7 protein-coding genes are annotated in these 7,268 nt (G+C 65.4%); 3 read left to right on the forward strand and 4 right to left on the reverse strand.

What is annotated here, in order from left to right; all coding sequences use genetic code 11:
• The first annotated feature begins 355 nt into the window (after window positions 1-355).
• From AC5RWX_RS28230 to AC5RWX_RS28240, 3 genes are read left to right on the forward strand one after another with little or no spacing between them, the layout of a single operon-like run.
• On the forward strand, window positions 356-1,291 hold the full coding sequence (locus tag AC5RWX_RS28230) for an ABC transporter substrate-binding protein (RefSeq protein ID WP_494099558.1): 936 nt from the start codon (window positions 356-358) through the stop codon (window positions 1,289-1,291).
• A 16-nt stretch (window positions 1,292-1,307) separates the two neighbouring features.
• A complete protein-coding gene (locus AC5RWX_RS28235; protein ID WP_494099559.1) occupies window positions 1,308-2,072 on the forward strand; it encodes an amino acid ABC transporter permease in 765 nt (254 codons plus the stop codon).
• Window positions 2,069-2,806 (forward strand): amino acid ABC transporter ATP-binding protein, encoded by a 738-nt coding sequence (locus AC5RWX_RS28240; protein WP_494099560.1) that lies wholly within the window; start codon window positions 2,069-2,071, stop codon window positions 2,804-2,806. Before AC5RWX_RS28235 ends, AC5RWX_RS28240 begins: the two co-directional genes overlap by 4 nt.
• Window positions 2,807-2,911: 105 nt before the next feature.
• On the opposite strand, the gene hemL is transcribed toward AC5RWX_RS28240, so the two are convergent.
• From hemL to AC5RWX_RS28260, 4 genes are all read right to left on the reverse strand, one after another.
• Window positions 2,912-4,243: a glutamate-1-semialdehyde 2,1-aminomutase gene (gene hemL / locus AC5RWX_RS28245; RefSeq protein ID WP_494099561.1), complete on the reverse strand. Its 1,332-nt coding sequence runs from the start codon at window positions 4,241-4,243 to the stop codon at window positions 2,912-2,914.
• A gap of 29 nt (window positions 4,244-4,272) precedes the next feature.
• The gene (locus AC5RWX_RS28250; RefSeq protein ID WP_494099562.1) at window positions 4,273-5,346 is read right to left on the reverse strand and encodes an LLM class flavin-dependent oxidoreductase; all 1,074 of its coding nucleotides are present in this window, start codon (window positions 5,344-5,346) and stop codon (window positions 4,273-4,275) included.
• Window positions 5,343-6,326 (reverse strand): porphobilinogen synthase, encoded by a 984-nt coding sequence (gene hemB / locus AC5RWX_RS28255; protein ID WP_494099563.1) that lies wholly within the window; start codon window positions 6,324-6,326, stop codon window positions 5,343-5,345. The genes AC5RWX_RS28250 and hemB overlap by 4 nt, the downstream gene beginning before the upstream one ends.
• A gap of 64 nt (window positions 6,327-6,390) precedes the next feature.
• A complete protein-coding gene (locus AC5RWX_RS28260; RefSeq protein WP_494099564.1) occupies window positions 6,391-7,251 on the reverse strand; it encodes a uroporphyrinogen-III synthase in 861 nt (286 codons plus the stop codon).
• Window positions 7,252-7,268 lie beyond the last annotated feature (17 nt).

Raw genomic sequence — 7,268 nt, forward strand, 5'->3', positions numbered from 1 at the left:
ATGCCAGCGCCGGCGGCTTCTAGCCCCCCCAAGGCCGAGCCACCGTTCCGAGATATATTTCACAGTAATATCGCTTCATAAGGCAGTCCGCTTTCGGTTTGCGAGGATTCGCTGCGGAGGCTACTCACGGCTCATCACGGCGGACAAAGTAGCCTCAGGGCGAATTTTGTTCGCAAAGGCGCGAGTCCCGTCCGCGCTTCTTCACGATCCGGACCGGAAACGCCCGAGTGAGACAATAAAGTTTTGCGGTCACCCCTGCACTGGCCTTGCCTGACCAGCACCTGGCAGGTGCCAGGCGCCACCAGCGCAGCCTTGCGGCCCGGTTGACTTATGACTCAATGAAAGTGACAACCTGATGAAAATCAAAGCGATGAAGTGGCTGACAACCGCTCCCGTGGCAATAGCCCTCGCGGTTTCCCTCGCAGCATGCGGCTCAGGATCTGCCGAGCCCGCCGGAACGCCCACGGATGCCCTCGCCGGCAGTGACCAGCAGACGCTGGACAAGTACACCACCGCCGACGTCACCCCGCTCGATCAAATCGACAAGACCAAGCTCGGCCTCAACACTGAAGGCAAGCTCGAGGTGGGCACCCTGTCGGACGCCCCGCCGAACATCTTCATTGACCCCTCCGGAAAGTTCACCGGCTACGACAACGAACTGCTGCGCGCCATCGCCGGCAAGCTCGGCCTTGAGGTCGAATTCGTTGCAACGGACTTCTCGGCACTCCTCTCCCAGGTGCAGACCAAGCAGTTCGACGTCGGCTCCTCCTCCATCTCCACCACGGACGCCCGCCGTGAGAACGTCGGATTCACCAACGGCTACGACTTCGGCTTCATGGCAGTAGTTGCCAAGACCGACAGCGGCGTCAAGGGCTTCGCCGACCTCACCGGCGACCTCCGCATCGGCGTCGTCCAAGGCACCGTCCAGGACGACTACGTCACCAACACCCTGAAGCTGGAGCCGATCCGCTTCCCGGATTACGCCACCGTGTACGCCAACGTGCGCAACGGCCAGGTGGACGCCTGGGTCGCTCCGTCCCAGCAGGCCACCGGCCAGGTGAAGGAAGGCGACGGCACCGTCATCGCCGAGTCCGTTGTCAACACGCAGAACTTCACCGCCTACGCCGTGGCCAAGGACAACCAGCCGCTGATCGACGCGCTGAACTCCGGCCTCGACGCCGTTATCGCTGACGGAACCTGGTCCAAGCTGACCAAGGAGTGGTACCCGGACCGCGAGATGCCGAGCGACTGGAAGCCGGGCAGCAAGGCCGCCACGGTTCCCCAAAGCTGACTGAGCCGCAACGTCTATGGATCTCTTGGATCAGCTGGCTGACACCTTCTTCAACTGGGAGGAAATGGCTAAAGTCATTCCCGCCCTGCTTATGGTCGGTTTGCCCAACACCCTGATATTGGCTGTGGCGTCCGGCGTCTTTGGTTCCCTGTTGGGGCTGGCGCTGGCCATGATGGGGATCTCGCGCAACGCGGGGGCCCGTTGGGTTGCACGCATCTACACCGATATCTTCCGTGGGCTCCCCGCCATCCTGGTGATCCTGGTCATCGGTATCGGGCTCAGTCCCATCGCCCGGGAAATTACCGGGTCCCGGAACCCGTACCCCCTGGGCATCCTGGCCTTGACGCTCATCGCGGCAGCCTACATCGGTGAAATCTTCCGCTCCGGCATCCAGAGCGTGGAGAAGGGGCAGTTGGAGGCGTCCCGGGCCTTGGGCTTCAGCTACGGCAGTTCCATGCGCCTGGTGGTGGTTCCGCAGGGTATCCGGCGGGTCCTTCCCGCGCTGGTAAACCAGTTCATCTCGCTGTTGAAGGATTCCTCGTTGGTGTTCATGCTTGGCCTGGCCGCCTCGGACCGGGAGATCTTCCGGATCGGAAACGACGCCATGGCCAACACGGGCAACCTCTCTCCGCTGGTGGCCGCAGGTGTGCTGTACCTGATCCTGACCGTTCCGCTGACGCACTTCGTGAACTTCATCGACAACCGGCTGCGTACCGGCAAGCCGGAAAAGAAGGAACCGGATGAGCTGGCAGCACCTATCGGCAAGGGGGCACACGCATGACGGAATTCGCGTCCGGAACCCTGACCGGCAAGAACCTGCACCTGTCCTTCGGGCACAACCACGTTCTCCGCGGCATTGACCTGCACGTGGAAAAGGGCACTACTGCCTCGGTGATCGGCCCTTCGGGATCCGGCAAGTCCACACTGCTGCGCGTGATGAACCGGCTGATTGAACCCCATCAGGGCGACATCCTCCTGGATGGCCGTTCGGTCCTGAAGGATAACCCGGACGAGCTCCGGCAGCGGATCGGCATGGTGTTCCAGCAGTTCAACCTGTTCCCGCACAAAACCGTGGTGGACAACGTGTCGCTGGCCCTGAGGAAGCTGCGCAAGCTGCCGCAGGACCAGGCCCGCGCAGAAGCCCTGGAGCAGCTGGACCTGGTGGGCCTGAAGCACAAGGCCGATGCCCGCCCCGCCAACCTCTCCGGAGGCCAGCAGCAGCGCGTGGCGATCGCCCGGGCACTGGCCATGAAGCCGGAAGTCATGTTTTTTGACGAGGCTACCTCCGCGCTGGATCCCGAGCTCGTCAAAGGCGTTCTGGCGCTTATGACGGACCTCGCAAAGGGCGGGATGACCATGGTGGTGGTGACTCACGAAATGGGCTTCTCCCGCAACGTGTCGGACACGGTGACGTTTATGGACGCTGGAGTAGTGGTGGAATCCGGTCCTCCCCAGCAGATCTTCAGTGAGCCCCGCACGGACCGCCTGAGGAACTTCCTCTCGGACGTTCTGTAGCTCCTGGGCAATGCACAAAGAAATCCCCGGTTGCGTAATGCAACCGGGGATTTTTGTGTCCGGCGCGGGGATGTACCCCGGGGATGTTAACGCCCGACGGCGGAACTAGCCTTGGGCGGCTGCTGCCGCCTTTGCTGCGGCCGGAAGTGCATCGAAAATCCGGTTCATGGCAGTGTCGTCGTGCGCGGCGGACAGGAACCATGCCTCGAAGACGGATGGCGGGAGGTAGACCCCGGACTCCAGCATCGAGTGGAAGAACGGCGCGTAGCGGAAGCTCTCCTGCGCCTGGGCGTCGGCGTAGTTATGCACGCCCTTGGCCGAGGTGCCGAAAGCCACCGAGAAAAGGTTCCCGGCGAACTGGATGGAGTGGTCAACCCCGGCGCCATCCAGTGCAGCGGACAGGGCCGAGGAGAGCTCCAGGGAGCGGACGTCGATAAAGGAGTAGACGTCCCGGGTGGCGTGCGTCAGGGTTGCAACACCCGCAGCCATCGCAACCGGGTTCCCGGAGAGCGTCCCGGCCTGGTACACCGGACCCGTGGGGGCAAGATGGTCCATGATGTCGGCACGTCCGCCCAGGGCCGCCGTCGGCATTCCCCCGCCGATGACCTTGCCGAAGGTGAGCAGGTCCGGTGTCCAGGGTTCAGCGGCGTCCGGCGCGCCGCCGGTGAGGCCCCAATAGCCGGAGTAGCCGGTGCGGAACCCGGTGAGCACCTCGTCCACGATGAGCAACGCCCCGTGTTCCCGGGTGATGCGGGACAGGCCGAGGTTGAAGCCGTCCTCCGGAGTTACCACGCCCATGTTGGCCGGCGCCGCTTCAGTGATGACGGCTGCGATGTTGGGTCCGTGGGCGGCGAAGGCTTCCTTCACGGCGGTGAGGTCGTTGTACGGCAGCACAAGGGTTTCGGCCGTCGTGGCCTCGGTGACACCGGCTGAGCCTGGCAGGGCGAGCGTTGCCACGCCCGAACCTGCCGACGCCAGGAGGCTGTCCAGATGCCCGTGGTAGCAACCTGCGAACTTGATGATCAGGTTTCGGCCGGTGAAGCCGCGGGCCAGGCGGACGGCAGTCATGGTTGCTTCAGTGCCGGTGGAAACCATCCGGAGCCGCTCGACCGCGGGCACGCGGTCCTGCACGATCGCAGCAAGGTTTGCCTCATCAGGGGTGGAGGCGCCGAAGGACAGGCCGCGGTCCACGGCCGCGTGGACGGCCTCCAGCACGGCCGGGTGTGCGTGGCCCAGCAGTGCCGGCCCCCAGGAGCAGACCAGGTCCACGTATTCCTTGCCGTCGGCGTCCGTCAGGTACGGGCCTTTGGCGGAGACCATAAAGCGCGGAGTTCCGCCCACGGACCCGAAGGCCCTTACGGGTGAGTTGACTCCGCCCGGCATCAGCTGGCGGGCGCGGTCGAAAAGTGCCTGGTTGCGAGGATTGCTGGAAGTCATGGTTCCCATTCTCTCAGTTAGCCGGTGCGTCAGGTGCCAAGCAATTCAGCCACACGGGGCGCCACCGCTGTCCCCAGCAGCTCGATGGACCGCATCATGGCGGAGTGCGGCAATGGGCCGTTGCTGTACTTGAAGTCGCAACGATCCACACCCAGGTTTCGCTTGAGCAGGACAATCTTCCGGGCAACGGTTTCCGGCGATCCCACGTAAAGGGCGCCTTCAGGAGCGCACAGGGCGTCGAACTCCCCCCGTCCGGCAGGCCCCCAGCCACGCTCGGCCCCGATCTTGTTCCGCAGCTTTAACCAGTGCGGGAAGAGTTCCTCGCGGGCCTGCTCGTCGGTATCCGCCACGTGGCCGGGCGAATGGGTGGCCACCTGCTGCATTGGATGGCCGTACTTGGCCATGGCTTCCCGGTACAGGTCAACCAGCGGACGGAAACCGCGCGGCTGTCCGCCAATGATGGCGAAGATGATCGGATACCCGTACTGGGCGCAGCGGAGAACGGACTCGGGTGTTCCGCCGACGCCTATCCAGGTGGGCAGCAGGTGGCGTTCCAGGGGCGGGTATACGCTCAGGCCGGAAAGGGCCGGCCTGGTGCGGCCTTCCCAGTGGACTGGCTTCTGCGCCCTGACCTTGTCGAACAGCTCCAGCTTCTCCTCGAACAGGACGTCATAGTCTGCGAGGTCCAGCCCGAACAGCGGGAAGGATTCGATAAACGATCCGCGGCCCAGCATCACTTCCGCCCGGCCGTTCGAGAGGGCGTCCACAGTGGAGAACCGCTGGAAAACCCGGATGGGATCATCCGAACTCAGGACCGTGACTGCGGAGCCGAGGCGGATCCTCGTGGTGCGGGCGGCAGCGGCAGCGAGGAAAACCTCGGGCGCGGATACCGCGTAGTCCTTGCGGTGGTGTTCGCCCACACCAAAGGCGTGGAGTCCGACGGCGTCCGCCAGCTCAGCCTGTTCGAGCAGCTGGCGCAGCACCTGGGCATGCGGCTGCGGGCTGCCGTCCGGGTGCTCGCCGACGTCGCCGAAGGTGTTCAGTCCGATCAGGATCCGGTCCGCGCCGACCGGGGCCGTGGGAAGGGGCGGGATCTCGCTCATTGTGACTCCTTCAGCCAGCCGGCCAGTTCAGCTGCCCAGTACGTCAGCACCATGTGGGCGCCGGCACGGCGGATGCCGAGCACGGATTCGGTGATGGCCGCACGCCGGTCAATCCAGCCGTTCCCGGCGGCAGCCTCGATCATGGCGTACTCCCCCGAGATCTGGTAGGCCGCCACCGGGACCGCGCTCATCGCGGCCACATCGGCGACGATATCCAGGTAGCTCATGGCCGGCTTCACCATCACCACGTCCGCCCCCTCGGCGAGGTCCAGTTCAACCTCGCGAAGGGCTTCAGTGCGGTTGCCCGCGTCCATCTGGTACGTGCGCCGGTCCCCCTTGAGCTGGGAGTCGACGGCTTCCCGGAACGGACCGTAGAAGGCCGACGCGTACTTGGCCGCATAGGCAATAACGGAGGTATTGGTGTGCCCTGCCTGGTCCAAGGCGCCGCGGATGGCCCCAACCTGGCCGTCCATCATGCCCGACGGGCCCAGCATGTGGGCACCGGCGTCGGCCTGTGCCACGGCCATCCGGGCGTAAATCTCAACGGTGCGGTCGTTGTCCACATAGCCTTCGGCGTCCAGTACGCCGCAGTGCCCGTGATCGGTGAACTCGTCCAGGCAAACATCGCTCATGATCACCAGGTCGTCGCCGACCTCTGAGCGCACATCCCGGATGGCCTTGTTCAAGACGCCGTCAGGGTCAAGGGAGGCGGTGCCCTCGGCGTCCCTCGTCTCCGGGATGCCGAACAGCATGATGCCGCCAAGGCCAAGCTCAACGGCTTCTGCTGCGGCCCGCTTGAGCGTCTCCGTGGTGTGCTGGACGACTCCGGGCATCGACGTGATCGGGTTCGGCTCGGTGAGGCCTTCCCGGATGAAGGCCGGCAGGATCAGCTCGGCCGGGGCCAGCCGGGTTTCAGCTGTCAGCCGGCGCATGGCCGGGGTGGTGCGGAGGCGGCGGGGGCGTTGGCTCGGAAAAGTCATGGTCCTGTCCTTGGGATTGGTTCGAGGGGTGGCCGGAAGTTCCGGCTGGCTGCGTAGAGGCAGGTCAGGGTGGTTGCCGGCCGGCACTCCCACCGGTGCCAAGTGCCGCTCCGACGGCCGCCACCAGCCCTTGCGGTGTCGGCTCTCCGGCAATTGCTGCCACGGGCAGGCCCAGGGCGGCGGCCTGTTCCGCCGTCGACCGTCCGATCACCACGAGGCGGCACCCGTGCAAGGGCGAGAGCTGATGGATTCGCCGGACGGCGCTGGGCGACGCCGCGACTACGGCCTGGATGCGTCCGGCCGCGATGTCGTCAGCAGCCGCTTCCGGTGCAAGAAGGGAATACGACGGCGTACCCCGCCCCGGTCCCGCATCCTCCGGCGGTATGGACAGCCTGCGCTCCGCTGCCGCTGGATAGTCGACGGTGCGGTAGGCGGTCACAGCCGTGACGGCGCTGCCTGCCGCCGTCAGCCCTTCGGCGAGTCGTGCAGGCGCGATGTCCGCTTGGGGAAGAAGTACCTTGCCGGTGCCAGGGGGCCACACCTCGAGCAGTCCCGAGGCGGACTGTTCGTCCCGGGGCGTGAGATCCACCGGCAGTCCGGCGGCTTCGAGGAGACGCCGGCAGGCCGGTCCGATCGCAGCGATCCGGGTGGCGGCGGGGATCCACTGGCGCAGCGTAAGGCCTTGTTCGGTTGCCTTGGCGGCGAGCACATGGACTGTTGTGGCGCTGCTGATGATCAGCCACTCGAACCCGCCGGCACCGAGCGCATCGCAGGCCACGTCCAGCGAGTGCTGGTCACCGGCACGTTCAAAATCGATCAACGGCAGCAGAAGCGCCTCGGCGCCGGCCTCCTCGAGTGCCGCCACCAGGGGCAGTGAGCGTTCCGGGCTGCGGGTAATCAGTACCCGGGCCCCGCGCAGCGCCATAACCCGGATCCCACCCC

The organism is Arthrobacter sp. SPT-J7 (assembly GCF_059089965.1).